Origin of the sequence: Kitasatospora sp. SC0581 (assembly GCF_048159585.1) — a bacterium.
Lineage (GTDB): Bacteria > Actinomycetota > Actinomycetes > Streptomycetales > Streptomycetaceae > Kitasatospora.
This window is the reverse complement of record NZ_JBLRWA010000007.1, coordinates 110,712-127,045: the sequence shown is the minus strand read 5'-3', so window position 1 is coordinate 127,045 and position 16,334 is coordinate 110,712. Positions and strand designations below refer to the sequence as shown.

At 74.1% G+C, this 16,334-nt stretch carries 20 protein-coding genes; 3 read left to right on the top strand and 17 right to left on the bottom strand.

The features are described from left to right. Window positions 1-127 precede the first annotated feature (127 nt). The 8 genes from ACLWS4_RS14660 to ACLWS4_RS14625 all read right to left on the bottom strand — a co-directional run bounded on the left by ACLWS4_RS14660 (window position 128) and on the right by ACLWS4_RS14625 (window position 7,645). On the bottom strand, window positions 128-1,282 hold the full coding sequence (locus ACLWS4_RS14660; RefSeq protein ID WP_049658255.1) for an acyl-CoA dehydrogenase family protein: 1,155 nt from the start codon (window positions 1,280-1,282) through the stop codon (window positions 128-130). Then, entirely contained in the window at window positions 1,279-1,974 is a 696-nt protein-coding gene (locus ACLWS4_RS14655; protein ID WP_387823078.1) for a hypothetical protein, read from the bottom strand. The genes ACLWS4_RS14660 and ACLWS4_RS14655 overlap by 4 nt, the downstream gene beginning before the upstream one ends. Beyond that, on the bottom strand, window positions 1,971-2,867 hold the full coding sequence (locus ACLWS4_RS14650) for a hypothetical protein (protein ID WP_416874331.1): 897 nt from the start codon (window positions 2,865-2,867) through the stop codon (window positions 1,971-1,973). Before ACLWS4_RS14650 ends, ACLWS4_RS14655 begins: the two co-directional genes overlap by 4 nt. 2 nt (window positions 2,868-2,869) lie before the next feature. Continuing rightward, window positions 2,870-3,139, bottom strand: a complete 270-nt coding sequence (locus tag ACLWS4_RS14645) for an acyl carrier protein (RefSeq protein ID WP_049655074.1) — start codon at window positions 3,137-3,139, stop codon at window positions 2,870-2,872. Window positions 3,140-3,183: 44 nt separating this feature from the next. Beyond that, window positions 3,184-4,470 carry a type III PLP-dependent enzyme gene (locus tag ACLWS4_RS14640; RefSeq protein ID WP_074002434.1) on the bottom strand — a complete coding sequence of 429 codons (1,287 nt, stop codon included), beginning with the start codon at window positions 4,468-4,470 and terminating at the stop codon, window positions 3,184-3,186. Then, a complete protein-coding gene (locus tag ACLWS4_RS14635; RefSeq protein WP_416874330.1) occupies window positions 4,467-5,876 on the bottom strand; it encodes a hypothetical protein in 1,410 nt (469 codons plus the stop codon). The genes ACLWS4_RS14640 and ACLWS4_RS14635 overlap by 4 nt, the downstream gene beginning before the upstream one ends. Further along, window positions 5,876-6,805, bottom strand: a complete 930-nt coding sequence (locus ACLWS4_RS14630; RefSeq protein WP_049655080.1) for a 3-oxoacyl-[acyl-carrier-protein] synthase III C-terminal domain-containing protein — start codon at window positions 6,803-6,805, stop codon at window positions 5,876-5,878. Before ACLWS4_RS14630 ends, ACLWS4_RS14635 begins: the two co-directional genes overlap by 1 nt. A gap of 111 nt (window positions 6,806-6,916) precedes the next feature. Then, window positions 6,917-7,645: a DUF4097 family beta strand repeat-containing protein gene (locus ACLWS4_RS14625; protein ID WP_375875543.1), complete on the bottom strand. Its 729-nt coding sequence runs from the start codon at window positions 7,643-7,645 to the stop codon at window positions 6,917-6,919. 187 nt (window positions 7,646-7,832) lie between these two features. Between ACLWS4_RS14625 and ACLWS4_RS14620 the strand changes: the two genes are divergently transcribed. Continuing rightward, window positions 7,833-8,561, top strand: a complete 729-nt coding sequence (locus ACLWS4_RS14620) for an aspartate/glutamate racemase family protein (protein WP_053112228.1) — start codon at window positions 7,833-7,835, stop codon at window positions 8,559-8,561. A 72-nt stretch (window positions 8,562-8,633) separates the two neighbouring features. Here ACLWS4_RS14620 and ACLWS4_RS14615 read toward each other — a convergent pair whose 3' ends face one another. The 9 genes from ACLWS4_RS14615 to ACLWS4_RS14575 all read right to left on the bottom strand — a co-directional run bounded on the left by ACLWS4_RS14615 (window position 8,634) and on the right by ACLWS4_RS14575 (window position 15,490). Next, on the bottom strand, window positions 8,634-9,347 hold the full coding sequence (locus ACLWS4_RS14615; protein WP_416874329.1) for a 2-hydroxychromene-2-carboxylate isomerase: 714 nt from the start codon (window positions 9,345-9,347) through the stop codon (window positions 8,634-8,636). Continuing rightward, a complete protein-coding gene (gene fabG / locus ACLWS4_RS14610; RefSeq protein WP_049655090.1) occupies window positions 9,344-10,078 on the bottom strand; it encodes a 3-oxoacyl-[acyl-carrier-protein] reductase in 735 nt (244 codons plus the stop codon). The genes ACLWS4_RS14615 and fabG overlap by 4 nt, the downstream gene beginning before the upstream one ends. After that, complete coding sequence (locus ACLWS4_RS14605; RefSeq protein WP_049655093.1) at window positions 10,078-10,575, bottom strand: 3-hydroxyacyl-ACP dehydratase FabZ family protein; 498 nt, start codon at window positions 10,573-10,575, stop codon at window positions 10,078-10,080. The genes fabG and ACLWS4_RS14605 overlap by 1 nt, the downstream gene beginning before the upstream one ends. Continuing rightward, window positions 10,572-10,967: a hypothetical protein gene (locus tag ACLWS4_RS14600; RefSeq protein ID WP_074002437.1), complete on the bottom strand. Its 396-nt coding sequence runs from the start codon at window positions 10,965-10,967 to the stop codon at window positions 10,572-10,574. Before ACLWS4_RS14600 ends, ACLWS4_RS14605 begins: the two co-directional genes overlap by 4 nt. A gap of 103 nt (window positions 10,968-11,070) precedes the next feature. Then, on the bottom strand, window positions 11,071-12,192 hold the full coding sequence (locus tag ACLWS4_RS14595; protein WP_416874328.1) for a beta-ketoacyl synthase N-terminal-like domain-containing protein: 1,122 nt from the start codon (window positions 12,190-12,192) through the stop codon (window positions 11,071-11,073). Continuing rightward, window positions 12,189-13,154: a hypothetical protein gene (locus tag ACLWS4_RS14590; RefSeq protein WP_380742025.1), complete on the bottom strand. Its 966-nt coding sequence runs from the start codon at window positions 13,152-13,154 to the stop codon at window positions 12,189-12,191. Before ACLWS4_RS14590 ends, ACLWS4_RS14595 begins: the two co-directional genes overlap by 4 nt. After that, window positions 13,151-13,954: an alpha/beta fold hydrolase gene (locus ACLWS4_RS14585; RefSeq protein WP_181970522.1), complete on the bottom strand. Its 804-nt coding sequence runs from the start codon at window positions 13,952-13,954 to the stop codon at window positions 13,151-13,153. The genes ACLWS4_RS14590 and ACLWS4_RS14585 overlap by 4 nt, the downstream gene beginning before the upstream one ends. Next, entirely contained in the window at window positions 13,951-15,192 is a 1,242-nt protein-coding gene (locus tag ACLWS4_RS14580; protein WP_074002440.1) for a beta-ketoacyl-[acyl-carrier-protein] synthase family protein, read from the bottom strand. Before ACLWS4_RS14580 ends, ACLWS4_RS14585 begins: the two co-directional genes overlap by 4 nt. 37 nt (window positions 15,193-15,229) lie before the next feature. Further along, window positions 15,230-15,490, bottom strand: coding sequence for an acyl carrier protein (locus tag ACLWS4_RS14575; protein ID WP_049652157.1), 261 nt, complete (start codon window positions 15,488-15,490; stop codon window positions 15,230-15,232). Window positions 15,491-15,651: 161 nt separating this feature from the next. On the opposite strand from ACLWS4_RS14575, the gene ACLWS4_RS14570 reads away from it, so the two are divergent. Beyond that, window positions 15,652-15,993, top strand: a complete 342-nt coding sequence (locus ACLWS4_RS14570; RefSeq protein ID WP_049652158.1) for an ArsR/SmtB family transcription factor — start codon at window positions 15,652-15,654, stop codon at window positions 15,991-15,993. 54 nt (window positions 15,994-16,047) lie between these two features. Beyond that, window positions 16,048-16,287 carry a hypothetical protein gene (locus tag ACLWS4_RS14565; protein ID WP_049652159.1) on the top strand — a complete coding sequence of 80 codons (240 nt, stop codon included), beginning with the start codon at window positions 16,048-16,050 and terminating at the stop codon, window positions 16,285-16,287. Window positions 16,288-16,334: the final 47 nt, after the last annotated feature.

Below are 16,334 nucleotides of genomic sequence, written 5' to 3'. Positions count from 1 at the left end.
ATGGTTTCCGAACACACTGACGTCGCACTGATTCGCAACTGATGGGGCGAAGGCCCTGGTCAGAGGCCCGGGACGGGCCCCGGGGCGCCGCCGGGGGCGCCTGCCGGGGCGGCCCCGGGAGGCGCTGCTAGGCGCGCCCGACCTTGCCGGTGAGCAGTCCCTGGAAGAGGTTCAGCCGGTGGATGTTGGCGGCGCCCTCGAGGAACTCCATCGCCCGGGCGTCGCGCGCGAGCTTGTCCAGCAGCGGGTGCGCCAGCCGGGCCCCGGGCCCGAAGAAGCCGCAGGCCGCCAGCGTCACGTCCTCGGCGAGCCGGGCGGCGCGCAGTTTGGCGGCCGAGGCGAGGTGGCCGTCGGCCGGCCGGGCGTCGACCGTCGCGGCGGCGTCCAGCACCAGGCGGTGGACGGCGTCGATCCGGCGGCCGATCGCGTCCAGCCGCTCCTGCTCGGCGGTGCGCAGCGGGCCGCGGTGCGCGGTCACGTAGTCGTGGGCGGCGCGGGCGATCCCGACCGCGATCGCCGCGACGCCCGGGCGCAGCTGGTTGAAGATCTGGACGAAGGACCAGACCCCGCGCCGGCTGGCCGGGAGGTGGCGGCCGAGGACGTGTTCCTCGGGGACGGCCACCGACTCCAGCCGGACGGCGCTGATCCGCGCGCCGCGCAGCCCCAGCATGTCCAGCGGCTCGGCGTGGAACCCGGGGGTGTCGGTGTCGACCAGGACGGCGGTGATGCCGAGCGGGCCGGGCCGGGTGCGGGCGAAGACCACCGCGAGCCGGGCCCGCGAGGCGTTGCCCACGTAGCGCTTCTCGCCGCTGAGCAGCGCCCCGCCCGGGGCGGGGGTCAGCGCGGTGGTCAGGGCCGCCGCGTCCGAGCCGCGGTCCGGTTCGGTCAGCGCGAAGCAGGTCCACAGGGGTTCGCGCAGCATCCGGCCGTAGAACCACTCCTTCTGCCGCTCGTCGGCGCACAGGCCGACCGCGACGCCGGCCAGGAACGGGCCCGGCGAGGCGACCATCGCGCCGACGTCGGCGCGGGCGAGCTCCTCCATGACGACGGCGCGCTCCAGCGCCGAGTCGCCGCAGTGGCGCTGCCCGTCGATCTTCTCCGGCTCGTTCCCGTACGCGGCCGGGATGCCCATCGTCGCCAGGTAGCGCACGGCCGGGAGGTCCAGGTGCTGCCGGATCGCCTCCGGGTCGCGGTCGATCTCCAGCGCGAGCGGGCGCAGCCCGGCGCCCCACTCGCGGGCCCTGGCGCGCAGCGCGGCCAGGTGCCCGTCCGGCCCGGTCATCGCGGTTCCTCCCCGGTCACGTGGACCTCCGCCAGCAGCTCCGACAGGTAGCAGGGCATCCCGGGGCCGTCCCGCAGGTAGCCGCTGGCGCCCAGCAGCCGGACCTGCTCCCGGTCGGCCGCGGTGATCCGGGCGTGGACGTCCGCCAGCACCGCGGCGGGCAGGTCGCCCGGCCCGGCGCCGGACAGCACCGCCCGGACCTCCAGGTGGTCGGCCACCGCCTCGGCGACGGTGCCCTTCACAAGCTGCTGCTGCAACAGGTACGAGTCGCCGCTGCGGCGCCGGCCCAGGTAGCCCAGGCAGGCCGAGCGCAGCGACTCCGACAGGCCGAGCCGCACCCAGGCCAGGCCCAGGACGAAGGCGGCGCCGGCCTCTCGCTCGGCCGCGCCGCGCCGGGCCGGCGGCGCGGTCGTGACGGTGGCGGCGACCACCTCGCCGCCGGGCAGCGCGGTGCGCGACAGCACGGCCTCGTCGGCGGGGCGGCGCGGTCGGGTGGCACCGGCGACCCAGAGCCCGCCGGCCTCGGCGAAGGTCCGGGCGTCGGCCACGGTGTGCCCGCCCGGCCCGCAGGGCAGCAGGCCGGGTGTCAGGGCGGAGGCGAGCAGCCGCAGCGCCGGGGCGAGGCCCCGCTGCCGGGCGGCGTCCTGGCAGCGGGGCCACAGGTCCGTGTCCCGGTGCGTCACGGTGGTCACCGCCCGCCCCGTTCGATCAGGCAGACGGCCAGGTCGCCGGTGTCGGGCTCGTGGTCGACGACGGCGATCCGCTCCTCCCTCCCGGCCGCCCAGGCGGGGTCGGCGGCGAGGGCGGTGAGGGTGCCGGAGGCCGGGTGGCCCGGCGGGGTGCGCACGATCCGGCCGGGGTGGCCGGGCAGGTCGCGCGCCGGGTCGAGGGCGGCGCCGAGGACCAACGGGCAGCCGGTGGCGTCCAGTTCGGCCAGGGCGGTGCGGACGGCGGCCGGCACGTCGTCCGGTCCGGTGCCGGTGCGCTGCCACAGGGTGAGCCGGCCGAGGGAGCCGGTGTCGGTCAGCAGCAGCGCGAGGCCGGCGTCCCCGGCGAGGTCCCGTCCGGTCTCGTACGGGAAGGTGGCCTGGTCGAGCACGAACACCGCGACGCTGCGCAGGTCGTGCCGCCGGGCGTAGGCGTCGGCCAGCCGCAGCGCGGCGAAGGGGGCGTTGGAGCCGCACTCGGAGACGGCGAAGGAGAGCGGCCCGCCGGGGACGCGCTCGGAGAGGCTGGTGACGGCGGCGAGCCGGCAGTCCAGGTCCGGGGTGGCGTGGGCGACCACGGCCAGGTCGATCGGCGGCGCCTGCGCGACTCCGGGCTCGCGCGGGTCCCGCGGGTCGAGCGCGGCGAGCAGCTCCCCGGCCATGTCGGCGAAGGTGTTCCCGGCCGCCTCCCGGACCAGCTCCGGCCGGTGGTCGACGCCGTAGGCGGCCGTCAGGTCGGCGAAGTGGCGCAGCGAGAAGGCGTCGTCGATCCGTGCCCGGCCCGGTGGGAACCTCCGGTGGGTGATCGCGGCGAGCCCGAGCGGGAAGACGGCGGGCGCCTCCCAGGGGCCCTTCGTCGGTACGGTCCGGACCGGCATGCTCAGCCGCCCAGTTCCGTGGCCACGAAGTCGGCCAGCGAGCGGACGCTCGCGAAGTGGGCCATCTCCAGCGAGTCGGTGTCGAACTCGACGTCCAGCGACTCCTCCAGCCGCATCAGCAGCTCGAAGACGCCGGTGGAGTCGAGGCCGAGCTCGTCGAAGAGCCGGGACTCCTCGGTGAGTTCGGGCAGGTCGTAGTCGAGCACTTCGCCGAGGGCGGCGGAGATCTCGGTGACGATCCGCGCGCGGTCCGTGCCGGTGGCTCCGGTCATGGTCGGCACTCCTTCCGGGGGTTGGGGGTGGGGACGTGCGGCAACTAGCTGGAGCGGCCGAGGAGTTCGGGGGCGATCGGGCGCTGGTGGCGCAGCAGGTCCTCCGGGCGGTCGGGCTCGCGGACCAGGTGCGCCTCGCCGTCGAGCACCAGCACCTCGGCCGGGTAGCCGTGGCTGAGGAAGTGCACGGGGGAGGCGGTCGGCCCGTACGCGCCGGAGCGCAGCACGCCGAGCAGGTCGCCCGGCCGCACCGGCGGCAGCTCGGCCTTCTTGGCCAGGGTGTCGTTGGGCGTGCAGAGCGGGCCGGTGACGTTCCAGACCTCGGTGGCGGGCTCGTCGAGCCGGTTGAGCAGCAGCATCGGGAAGTTGCGCTTGACGAAGGAGCCGATGCCGACCGCCGCCATGTGGTGGTGGGTGCCGCCGTCGGCGACCGCGAAGCGCTCGCCCAGCGACTCCTTCACGTACCGGATCCGGGTGACGTAGGTGCCGGCCAGCGCGGTGAGGTAGCGGCCGAGCTCCATCACCAGCCGGGTGCCGGGGTGGCGTTCGGCGAACGCGGCGACCAGCGGGTTGATCCCGGCGGCGAGCTTCGGCAGGTCGAGGTCCCGTTCGCCGTCGAAGTAGGCGACGCCGAGGCCGCCGCCGACGTCCACCAGCTCCAGCTCGAAGTCCAGGGCGGCGCTCAGGCGTTCGGCCAGGTCGAAGATCCGCTCGGTGTTCTCGACGATGGTGTCCTCGACCAGGATGCGGGTGCCCATGTAGACCTGGACGCCCATCACCCGCACCGCCGGGTGGCGCGCCACCAGCCCCGGGTCGGCCAGCAGTTGGGCCTCGTCCATGCCGAACTGGCGGGGCTTGCCGCCCATGGTGAGGCCGGAGCCCTTGACCGAGAAGCTCGGGTTGACCCGCAGCGCGACCGGCGCCACCGTGCCGCGCTCGCGGGCGAGTTCGTCGATCAGCGCGAGTTCCTGGAGGGACTCGCAGACGATCGCCGCGATCTCCTCGTCCAGGCAGGCGAGCAGTTCCTCCCGGCTCTTGCCCGGCCCGAGGAAGAGGATGTCCCGGCCGGCCACCCCGGCCTGCCGGGCGGTGCGCAGCTCGGTGAGCGAGGAGACCTCGGCGCGGGCGCCGTGGGCGTGGAGCAGGGCGCAGATGGCGAGGTTGGGGTTGGACTTGAGGGAGAAGAACACCTGGAGCCTGGGGTCCAGGTGTTCGCGCAGGTCGCGCATCCGCCCGGTCAGGGCGTCCCCGTCGTAGAGGAAGAGCGGGGTGCCGTACCGCTGGGCGATCTCGGTGACGGGTGTGCCCTGGATCTCGAAGACGTCGCTCATGGCCGGTCCCCTCTCTCCCGCCGGTCGAGCCGGTCGGCGATCTCCGCGTCGATGGTGGTCAGTTCCTCCGCCGAGTCCGCGAGGACGATCCCGTACAGCCGGCCGTCGACCGGGGCGTCGCCGCCGGTGAACGCCGCGTTGACGGTGGCGAAGTTGTTCACCAGCAGGCCGGTGCCGCCGGCCGGGTCGAGCAGCAGGCCGTCGAGCAGCCGGCGCAGCTCGTCGAAGGCCAGCGGTGCGGTCAGCCGCAGCGGGTAGTGGCGGGCGACGGCGACCTGTTCCGGCTTGACGAACCGTTCCTGCAGACGGACCTGGTAGGTGGACATGTTGTTGCGGGCGTTGATCTCCACGACCGGGTAGATCCCGCCGTCCGGGTCCACCATGGCGTCCACCCCCACCACGCCGTGGAAGCCGTCCGCGGCCAGCCGCTTGCCGAGCAGGTCCGCGGCGGTGCGCAGCTCGTCGACCTGGTCGGCGCCGAGCCGGGCGGGCATCCGGTGGCCCTTGTGGACGCCGTCCTCGGTGAGCTGCTCCTTGACGAAGTCGAACGCCACCGAGCCGTCCAGGCCCACCGTGAACTGGTAGTTGAGGTCGGTGCTCTTGGCGACCCACTCCTCGACCACCATGGCGATCCGCGGCCGGCCGGAGGCCTCGACCTGCTTGGCGATCAGCCCGAGGATCCGCTCGCCGCGGCGCCGGCTGGTCAGCCGGGCGATGCCCTTGCCGGAGACGCCGAACGCCTCCTTCACCACGGCCCGGCCGTCGCCGAGCTCGGCGTCCACCGCCGCGAAGGCGTCGGCGAGTTCGGCGAGCGTCTCGCAGGCCCAGCCCCGGGGCTGGCGCAGGCCGAGCTCGTCGGCGATCCGGCGGCTGTAGACCTTGCTGTTGACGGCCTTGCAGGTGGCCGCGTCCGGCCCGGCCAGGCGCAGCCCGGTGGCCGCGGCGAGGCGCTCCTCCGGCTCGGACACGCCGTGGGCGGCGATCCGGCAGCCGTCGGCGGCCAGGCCCGCCAGTTCGGCGAGCAGGGCCGGGTCGGCCAGGGCGTCCTCGGTGACGGTGCGCTGCGGGTCCTGGGCGGCGGGGACGTGGACGCGCGGCAGGTCCAGGCCGAGCCCGGCCAGGTAGCCGAGGTAGTCGCCGTCCGGCCGGGTCTTGAGCACCACGTGGTCCCGGCCGCCGGCCAGCAGCAGCGCGAACTCGTCCATCCGGTTGACCACGGCGCTGGAGGTGGCGGCGGAGAGCCGGGGCAGGGTGTGCTCGCCGAGCGCCCACTGCTGCTCCACCTCGAAGTTGCCCAGGAACAGCAGCCGGGCGTCGGGGGAGCCGGTCAGGGCGAGGGCCAGCCGGTCGGCGGCATCGGGGGCATCGGCGGCATCGGGGGTCCGGCCCCCGTCGCGGGCGCCCATCAGTGCCTCACGACCATCGCGGCGAAGGACTGGCCGAGCCCCGCGGAGGTCATCAGGTAGGTGTCCCCGGGCCGCAGCAGGCCGAGTTCGAGCGCCGACTGGTAGTTGATGAAGGGGTCGGCGCAGAAGCAGTGGCCGGTCCGGCCGATGTTCTCCAGGAAGATGCGGTCCCGGTCGATGCCGAGCGCGTTGGCGGCGACCGTCCAGGAGACCCGGTTGACGTTGTGCGGCAGCACCAGGTCGAGGTCGCCGACGGCCAGGCCGGCCGCGGCCAGGGCGCCGTCGATGACCTCGGCCATCGCGTCCTGGTAGATCCGCTTGGCCTCGCGGGCGCCCTCGGCGTCGAGGTCGATGACGCCGTCCTCGCGGCCGTGGATGCGGGCGTGGTAGCCGAGCACCCGGTTGCGGTCGCCGCCGGCGCCCACCAGGACGGCGGTGACGCCCTCGCCCATGATCGAGACGTCCTCGACCCACTGGGAGAACGGGGTGAGCGTCTTGTCCCCGGCCAGCACCAGCGCGAGCGCGTCCGGGTCGCCGTCCGCCGCCAGCAGGGTTCCGGCCGCGTCCACCGCGAGCAGTCCGGTCGCGCAGCCGTGGTCGGCCACCGAGAAGACCTTCGCCCGGCGCAGCCCCAGCGACTCGCAGACCGTCCGCAGCGGGCTGACCGGGTACGGTGCGGTGGTGCGCAGCCCCTTGGCGCGCACCACGTACCGGATCCGGTCCTCCTGCCCGGCGAGGGCGTCGAGCTTGCCCGCCGCGGTGGCCAGCAGTTCCGCCTCGGACTGGTCGGGCGCCTGGCAGATCCGGTCGAGGCCGTACAGCCTGGTGAACCGGCGCACCTGCTGGTCGGTCAGCCCCAGCGGCTCCCGCAGCTGTTCGACCGAGACCGTCGGTGGCAGGTAGCTCGATACCGCTTCTATCGACGTCATGCGACGGGGCCTCCTCGCGACAAGGATCGGAGCCCCACCAGATTCGCCGGGAACGCTGACAGGCTGCTGACGCCCGGCTGATCGCCGGACGGCAGCCCGTTGCGCGGGTTGTCAGGCCTGCTTGACCTGGATGCGCCCGTTGCTGGTGCTCAGGTCGAGCTGGTAGCGGCCGGACGGGTCGTCGGAGACCCCGATGTCCTTGTGGCCGTTGCCGGTCTTCGCGGACACCTTGTACGTGGCGCTCGGCACGACCAGGGTGATGGCGCCGTTGGACGTCGACGCGGAGACGTCCTGCGGCTTGGTCGAGACGAGGTCGATCGCCCCGTTGTGGGTCTCGGTCTGGATGCGGCTGCCGTTCAGCCCGCGCCCGGTGATGGCGCCGTTGGTGGTCTTCACCTCCGTGGTGCCGTTCACCCCGTCCAGGCTGACCGCCCCGGAGTGGGTGGACACCTGCACGTTGCCCACCTGGGTCAGGTTGACCGAGCCGGAGTTGGTCTGGCCGCTGACCGGCAGGCCCGAGGGGACCTCGACGGTGTAGGTGACCGAGCAGTACTGGCCGCAGCCGCCCAGCACCAGGACGCCGTTCTCGACCCGGCTCGTCACCCCGGGCTTGTCGTTCTTGTAGCTGACCGACCGGTGCACGGAGACCTTGTCGAGGCCGTCCTTGCCGCGCAGGGTCACGCCGCCGGAGGTGGTGTCGAGCCGTACGGCGGTGATCTTGTCGCTCACCGTGGCGTCGTCGTCGAAGTTGTTGTCGGGAGCCAACCCGCACGCGCTGAGACCGCCCACGGCGGCCGCGAGGACGACGAAGGACGCGAGACGGCCGGACTGCTGGCGCATGTCATTCCCCAGATCTGAAGGACGTTCCTGGACAGGCCCCGTCGCGGGGCGGACCCCACGAAGCTATCCCGCTGGGAAAGCCGGGGACCATGGGGCTAACCCCCGTCTCCTGATGGGGAGTTCCCCCAAACGGTGGATGTCAGGCGAATGTCAGTTCCGGGTCAGCGCAGCCGTCCAGAGTCGAGGCATGACAGCGCTGACGGCACGGGCTCCCGAGCGGACCCTGGGCGTACTGGGCGGCATGGGCCCGGCGGCGACCGCGGAGTTCCTGCGGCTGCTCGCGGCCGACGCGCCGGCCTCCCGGGACCAGCAGCACCCCCGGTTGCTGCTGCTGTCCGAGCCGGGCATCCCGGACCGCACCGCCGCGATCCTCGGCGGCGACGACGAGCCCGGGCGGCGGGTGCGGGAGTGCCTGCGCACGCTGGCCGGCTGGGGCGCGGACCTGCTGGCCGTCCCCTGCAACACGGCGCACGTCTTCCTGGACGGCTTCGCCGCCACCTCGCCCGTCCCGGTGGTCGACATCGTCGACGCCACGCTGGACGAGGCCGTCCGGCTGAGCCCGGACGGCGGCTGGCTCACGGCGACCACCGGGACCGTGCGCAGCGGCCTCTACCAGCGGCGGGCCGCGGCCCGGGGCTACCGGCTGCTGGTGCCCGACGGCGGGACGCAGGAGGCGGTCCACGGGGCCGCCGAACGGGTGAAGGCCGGACGGGCCGAGGAGGCCGGCGCCGCCTTCCGGGAGGCCGTCGGACGCCTCTGGCGGCGCCGGCGGCTGCCGGTGGTGGCGGCCTGCACCGAACTCCCGCTCGCCTACCGGAGCGCGGGCCTGCCGCCGGAGCTGATGGTCTCCAGCCTGGCCGCGCTCTCCCGGGCCTGCATCGCCGAGCTGTACCGGAGCGTCCCGGTGCGGTCCTGAGGCGCGCGCGTACGCGTACGGCACGGCCCCGGCGTTCCTCCGCCGGGGCCGTGCCGTACGCGTGCGGGCCGGTCAGCCGCAGCCGCCCGCGTGGCCGTCGTCGACGGCCCGGGCGCCGAGCCCGACCGCCGGGGCGGCCGGCGGCGGCAGCGCCCCGTCGCCGCCGGCCCGGGCCCGCAGGTGGGCGACGAAGTCCGGCAGCCGGTCCAGCCCCCAGAAGCGGTTGAAGCCCTGGACGAAGAACGGGACGCCGAACACCCCGTCGTCGCAGATGTCCTTGAGCAGCAGGGCCCCCTGCCGGCGCAGCTCCGGGTCGTCGCTCGCACCCGCCAACTCCGCCGGGTCGAGGCCCAGTTCGGACCCGATCCCGGCGATGACGGTCCGGTCGCAGATGTCCCGGCCCTGCTCCCAGCGGGCCCGGTAGGCGGCCGCGACGAACTGCGGGCCGAGACCCCCGCGCAGGGCCCGCAGATAGGCCAGGTGGGGGACCTCCCAGACCGGGTCGCGGTCCACCGGCCAGCGGAACGCGATCCCCCGCGCGGCGGTGAGGCGCCGCACGTCCTGGAGGACGTACAGGTGCTTGGCGCGGGACATCGCGGTGTACGGGAACGAGCCGCCCAGCTCGGCCAGCAGCCGCTCGCTGGTGCCGTCCGGCTCGAAGAAGGGCCGCCACTCCACCGCCCCGGCGACGTCCGGGTGCCGCTCCAGCAGCTCGCGGTAGGCGAGCCAGGAGTACGGGCTGCGCAGCGAGAAGTAGAACCGCGGAGCCCTGCCGGACCCGCTCACAGCACCAGCCCGCCGTCGACGCCGAAGACCTGCCCGGTGATGTACGAGGCGCGGTCGGAGAGCAGGAAGGAGACCAGGTCGGCGACCTCCTCGGGGCGGCCGAGGCGGCCCAGCGGGATGCGTCCGGTGAGGTCGGCGCCCTCGGCGAGGGCGGAGGTCATGTCGGTCTCGATGAAGCCGGGCGCCACGGAGTTGACCCGGATGCCGCGCGGCGCGACCTCCTTGGCCAGCGCCTTGGAGAACCCGATGATCCCGGCCTTGGACGCCGAGTAGTTGGTCTGGGTGGCGTTGCCGTACACGCCGGCCACCGAGGACATCGTCACCAGGGCGCCGGCGCGGCGCTTCATCATCGCGAACACCGCCGCCCGGCAGACGTGGTACGTGCCGTCCAGGTTGACCCGCATGACGTCCTGCCAGGCCTGCTCGGTGAGCAGCACCAGCGGGTTGTCCCGGACGATGCCGGCCGAGGAGACGACCGCGTGGAGCGGCCCCAGCTCCTGCTCGGCGGCCTTGACGAAGGCCTCGGCCTGGGCGCGGTCGGCCACGTCGACCCGCCGGGCCAGCACCCGGGCGCCGGCCGCCTCGGCCTCCTTCGCGGTCTCCGCCGCGGCCTCCTCCCGGGACTGGTAGCAGAACGCCACGTCGTAGCCGTCGGCGGCGAGCCGGGCCACCACGCTGCGTCCGATGCCCCGGGACCCTCCGGTCACCAGGGCGACCCGTCGTGCGGACATCAGGACCTCCCGTCGGTCGTGCTTCCAGGGGCCCGGAGGAGTTCCGCCGGGCGCAGCGCCAGCGTCAACTGGCCGACCTCCAGCACCGGGTGGCCGTCCACGGTGCTGCGGCCGGAGGTGATGAAGGAGTCGCCGAGGGCACGGACCATGGTGACCTCGTGCACCACGACCGAGCCGGGGCGGACCGGGCCGAGCACCCGGACGTCCCGGGTCCTGGCCAGCAGCACGACCTGCCCGTCCAGCACGTTGGCGTTCGGCCGCTCCCAACAGGACAGCAGCACCGCGCACTGCGCCCAGGACTCCAGCAGCTGGCCGAGCGGGTAGTCGTACTCCTCGTTGGCGGCGTCCTCGGGCACGTCCCGGTAGGCGGGCTCGGCGAGGGTGACCGCCTTGTACGCGACGAGCCGGCGGCCCGGTTCGATCTCGGCGATCCGGTCGACCAGCAGCGCGGGGTGGCGGTGCGGGACGACCGAGGTGATGGCGGCGATGTCCTTCACAGGGCCTCCCGGGGGTAGAACAGGGTGATCTCGGCGGCGAGTCGGTCGTCGGCGTGGACCTGGGCGCAGACCCGGGCCCCGTCGTGGTCGCGCTGGATCCGGGCGTCGACGGCGATCTCGTCGCCGGGCCGCACCGGGCTCAGGAAGCGCGCCCGGGTGAGCTCGGCCCGGCCGGGGCCGGGGACGGCGGCCGCGGCCGCCAGCTCGTGGACGTACTGCACCAGGCCGAAGCCGGGGACCACCGGCAGGCCGGGGTAGTGCCCGCGCAGGAACGGTTCGGCCGCGGTCAGCACGACGGTGCCCCGGACGTGCCGCGCCACCGGTTCGCCGGCCGCGCCGGGGGGTTCCGGGCGGCCGTCCGGCTCCGCCACGGTCAACGCTGTGAGCATCATGGTCTGTCCCTCCTCTGTGTCGGGGCTGTCCGGGCCTGCCGACCGGGCCCCGCCGGGGCCGGGCCTGCCGTGTCCGGGCCCCGCCGTGTCCGGGCCGCCGCGGTCAGCCGCCCAGGAGCGCGCAGCCGACCGTGCCGTCCCGGTCGACGCAGGTCACCAGTGCCAGCCCGCCCTCGGGTAGCCGTCCCTCGCCGGCCGCGGCCAGCACCGCCGCCAGCTGGAGGCCGGTCGCGGCCGCCGAGGCGTCGCCGAGCAGCGGCCGGCAGCGGAGCCACTGCGGCTCCGCCCCGGCGGGCAGGGCCGCGCGCACCGCCGCCTCCTCGTCCGGTCCGCCGAGCGGGGCCGCCAGGCGTACGTCCCGGCCGTCCGCGCCGGCCTCGGCGAGCGCCGCGCGCACGCAGTCGGTCAGTGCCCCGGCGGCCTGCTCGGGCCGGTGGTAGGCGCGGAAGCGGGTGCCGAGCAGCCGTGCCAGGACCGGGCGGTGCGCCGCGCGCGCCTGCTCGGCGGACTCCAGCAGCCAGGCGACGCCGCCCTCGCCGAGCGGGGTCCGGCCGTCCTCGCCCGCGCTGTGCCACTCCAGCCAGGCGCGCTGGACCGAGTACTCCTCGGCGGCGCCGCAGAGCACCCGGTCGCAGTGCCCGCCGCGGTACAGCCGGGCGGCGTATCCGAGGGCGAGCAGGCCGGCCGACCAGCCGCCCGCGATGGTGCTGTTGGGGCCCTTGATGCCGTGCCAGATCGCGCACTGGCCCGCGGCCCGGTTCATCACGGTGTTCGGGAACCTGGCCGGGTCGACCAGGTAGGGGCGGTCGCCGGTGAGCGAGTCCTTGGTGAAGTCCATGATGCTCTGCACGCTGCCCGAGCCGGTGCCCAGGACCAGGCCGACCCGTTCGGGGCGGTCCAGCAGGCCGGGCCCGCAGCCGTCGAGCAGGGTGCCGAAGGTGTGCACGGCGAGCGCGGTGACCCGGTCCATGGTCCTGGTGCCCTTGCGGCCGAGGGCCGCGGCGGCGCTGAAGTCCGGTACCAGGGCGGCCTGTTCGTAGGGGCCGGGGTACGCGGTGCGGTCCAGTGCGGCGACGGCGCCGGTGCCCGCGCGCAGCCCCGCGCCGAAGGCCTGCGCGCCGACCCCGAAGGGCGAGACCGCCGACCAGGCGGAGAACACCGGCTCGGGCATCGCCCGGTCCGGGCCGGCCGGCCGGGCCCGGGCCCGGCTGTCGGTCGCCGTCATGCCCGGCCCCGGCCGAGGGCCTTGCCCGCCTTGCCGGTCAGGGCGTCGGTCAGCCGGTCGTCGAAGTCGACCAGGCTCCAGTCGCGGCGGTTCTCGATCACCGCCCAGCCGTGGGTGATCCGGCCGGTGGCGGTCGGCACCAGGACGCCGTCGCGCAGCACGTAGGCGTCCATCCGCGCGGTGTAGGTCAGCCGCTTGAAGACGCTCTCGACGGTGTAGACGGTGTAGAGCGTCTCCTCCATCAGCGCCTCGTCGAGGAGGGTGATCCGGGAGTGCGGGACGACCGGGATCCAGTCCTGCTCGTCCAGCAGGGTCTTGATGGAGACGCCGCGGTCCGCCAGGAAGAGGTCGACGACCTCCTCCATCTGCCGCAGGTACCCGGACATCTGGACCCGCTCGGTGAAGTGGCAGTAGAAGTACGGCATCCGCCACGCCCAGCCGAAGGCGTTGCGGCCCGCCGTCAGCTGCTCGAGCGGGTCGGTGCCGGGCTCCAGCGGGACGGGCGCCGCGCCCGCGCCCAGCCGGTCGACGGTGAGTCCGACGAGCTCGGCGGGCGGTTCGGCGACGGCGTGGCCGCGCGGGTCGGAGCGGAGGTGGACGGTGGCCTTGGCGGCGACGGCCTTCACGGTCTCGCCGGAGCGCTCCACGGTCAGCTCCACGCCCAGGCGCAGCCCGCCGCCGTCCTGGGCGGGCAGCCGGCGCACGGTGGCCGTCACCACGTCGTCGATGTGCAGCGCGGTGAGGATCTTGGTGTCGAGATCGGTGAGGTCGACGCCCAGGCCGTACCGCTCGAAGAGCTCCCCGGGCGGGAACCCGTGCTGCCGGGCGTGGTCGTAGACCGCCTCCTCGACCAGGTAGTTGACGTGCTTGAAGCCGATCCAGGTGCAGATGTTCGAGCCCTCGTAGCGGGGGCGCAGCCGCACCCGCGTGGTCGGGTCGGCGGCGGGGGCACTGCTGGTCATGGCAACTCCTGGGGTGAGAGGGTGGTGGCGTCGGCGTGCGGCGCCCCGGGCACGGCGGCGCGCAGGAACTCGCACACCAGCCGGGTGACCAGGTCGGGCCGCTCGACCATCGGGAAGTGCCGACAGCCCGGCAGCAGTTCGTACCGCGCCCCGGGCACCCGGGCCGCGAGGGCCCGGCCGTCCTCGGGCCGGGCGGCGGTGTCCCGCTGCCCGGACAGCACGAGCAGCGGCGAGCCGACGGCGCCGAGGTCGAGCGTGGGGGAGCGCAGGTAGGCCTCGAAGAACCGCATCCAGCCGTACGGCCCGACCTGGTCGCGCAGTTGGCGCGCCATCCAGTCGCGGTGGGACCGGGCGAACCGCGCGGTCTCGCCGACCTCCAGCGCCTCCTCGAAGACGCGGTGGAAGTCGTTGAGGTAGTACGAGATCACCGACCAGTCGAAGTCCTTGGGGCTGGGCCGGTAGAAGGGGCTGATCAGCACGGTCGGCCGGGGCGCGGTGCGGCCGGCCGCGGTCGCCTCGACGACCAGGTTCGCCGCGTACGAGTGGGCCACGACGGCGTCGAAGCGCTCGTCCAGCAGCTCGACCAGGAACCGGCCGGGGTCGGGCCGGGCGCCCCAGCCGTCGCCCTCGGACTGGGCGCGCCACGGCAGTTCGACGTCCCACAGCTCGAAGGCGGCCCCGGCCCGCCGGACCAGCGGGCTCCACACCGAGGGTTTGCCGCCCAGGCCGTGCAGCAGCAGCACCCGGACCGGGTCGGGGCCCTCGGCGGCCCTGCGCAGCCGGGGGGTGGGCGCGCTCATGCGTCCGGGTGCGCTCGGTACGCGCCGAGGATGAGCACCGCGTTGTTTCCGGCGAAGGCCAGCGCGTTGTTCTGCACGATGCGCACCTCGGCGGGGCGGGCCCGGTTGGGGACGGGGTCCAGGCCGCACTCCGGGTCGGTCTGCCGGTGGTTGATCGTCGGCGGGATGAAGCCCTCCTTGATCGCCAGCGCGCAGGCGGCGGAGGCGAGGGCGCTGGCCGCGCCCATGGTGTGGCCGAGCATGGACTTGATGGAGACGGTCGGCGGCGGGGTGGCGAACACCTGCCGGATCGCGCCCGCCTCCGTCACGTCGTTGGCCTTGGTGCCGGTGCCGTGCGCGGAGATGAAGTCGATGTCCTCCGGCTTCACCCCGGCGTTGCGGTGGGCCAGTTCGATGCAGGCGGCGAGGCTGTCGCGGTCCGGCGCGACCGGGTGGTGGGCGTCGCAGTTGAGCCCGTACCCGAGCACCTCGGCGTAGATCCCCGCGCCGCGGGCCAGTGCCGACTCCAGGCTCTCCATCAGCAGGATGCCGGCGCCCTCGCCGGTGAGGATGCCCTTGCGGTCGACGTCGAAGGGCTGGCTCAGCTCCGGCGCGATGGTGCCGAGCCGGTAGAAGCCGGTGAAGGTCTTGCGGCAGACCGCGTCGGCGCCGCCGGACAGGGCGACGTCCGCCTCGCCCGAGCGGATCGCGTCGAAGCCGGAGCCGATGGCGTAGTTGCCCGCGGCGCAGGCGGTCGCGATGGTGACGGCCTCCACGTCGGTGAGCTCCAGTTCGCGCACCACGCTGCTGGACAGCAGGCCGGCCGCCGACCGGCGGGCCACCACGGGGGGCAACCCTTCGGGGCCGTGGTGGAGTTGGTGCTCCGTCAGGGCGTCGAGGTCGCGCGACTCGCCGTCGGTGGTGCCGACCGAGACCAGGACGCGCCTGGCGCGGAGCTCCTCCAGGGCGAGGCCCGCGTCGGCCACCGCCATCCTCGCCGCCGCGACGGAGAACTGGCTGGCCCGGCCCAGCTCTTCGGGATCCCCGTGCTCGATCCACTGGGCCGGGTCGAAGTCGTCGATCTCGCAGCCGTTCGCGTGGGCGTAGCCCGTGGTGTCGAAGGACGTGATCGGTTTGACGCCGCTGCGGCCGCTGCGGAGCCCGCCGAGGAACTCGGCCGCCCCGGTGCCGATGCTGGTGACCGCGCCCAGCCCGGTGATGACGACCCGGCGCGGTTCCCGGTCTCCGCTGCCCACCATTGCTGACTCCGTTCTGTCGACTCGGCGCTGCGGCGGGCTACTTGGACAGGCTCTCCTGGACGACGGCGACGACACCGTCCAGGTTGACCATCCGGATCAGCTCGGCCTGGTCGATCTCGATCGAGAAGGTCCGCTCCAGCGAGGAGAGGATCTCGATGGCGCCCAGCGAGTCGGCGTTGTGGTCCTCCTTGAACCGGCTGGTGTCGGTGACCTCGTCGGCCTCCAGTTCGAGGATGTCGCAGACGATCTCCTTGATCTGGGCGCGCTGTTCGGTGGTGACGACCGCGGTGCTGGGCATTTCGCCTCCCGGTGAGGGGGTGGGTGCGACAGATGATGATCTGAATTCTTCTCGCCCGCGCTGACGGACAACTGACGTGCAACTGACGGTCGTTGATCGGCTTGACAGTGCTCGCCAACACCTGTCAGTCTCAACTTTCAGGTAGGAGGAAGAGGGTGGGGGTGCCGACAAGCGCGGAACTACTGGCCCTGCTCGCCGCCGTCGGGCACACCCAGCGCCTGCGGATCATCGGCGAACTGGCGCAGGGCCGGGTCCACGTCAGTGAACTGGCCCGGCGGCTGGGCATGTCCAGGCCGCTGCTCTACATGCACCTGGAGCGGCTCGAACACGCCGGCCTGGTCGCCGGCGCGCTGGAGCTCTCCGATGACGGCAAGGCCATGAAGTTCTTCGAACTCACTCCGTTCGACATCCGCGTCACGGTCGACACCGTCATCGCCGCCCTCCGGGAGGACCGGGCGCAGGTCGACGGGCGCAACGCGACGCCCGAAGGCAGCGACGCCTGAACCAGGCGCCGCCCGGAGGAAGGCGCGACGCCCGAAGGAACAGAAGGGACCCTCATGAGCGGCGGCGTGATCGCCATCGTCATCACACTGATCGTCATCGGCGGGATCAGCGTCAGCATCGTCTCGTACTTCACCCTCCAGCGGCACCGCGCGGACGCCGCCGCGATGGCCGCCTACCGGCAGCTGGCCGAGGAGACGCTGACCGGACAGAAGGCGCTCCGGGGTGAACTACGGGCGCTGACCGCCAGGTTGGCATCGGTCGAGGACCTGCTGCGAAGCGTCGACGAACTCTGAACCACCCGTCCCACCCGTCCCACCCGTTCCATCCGCGCCGTCCGGCG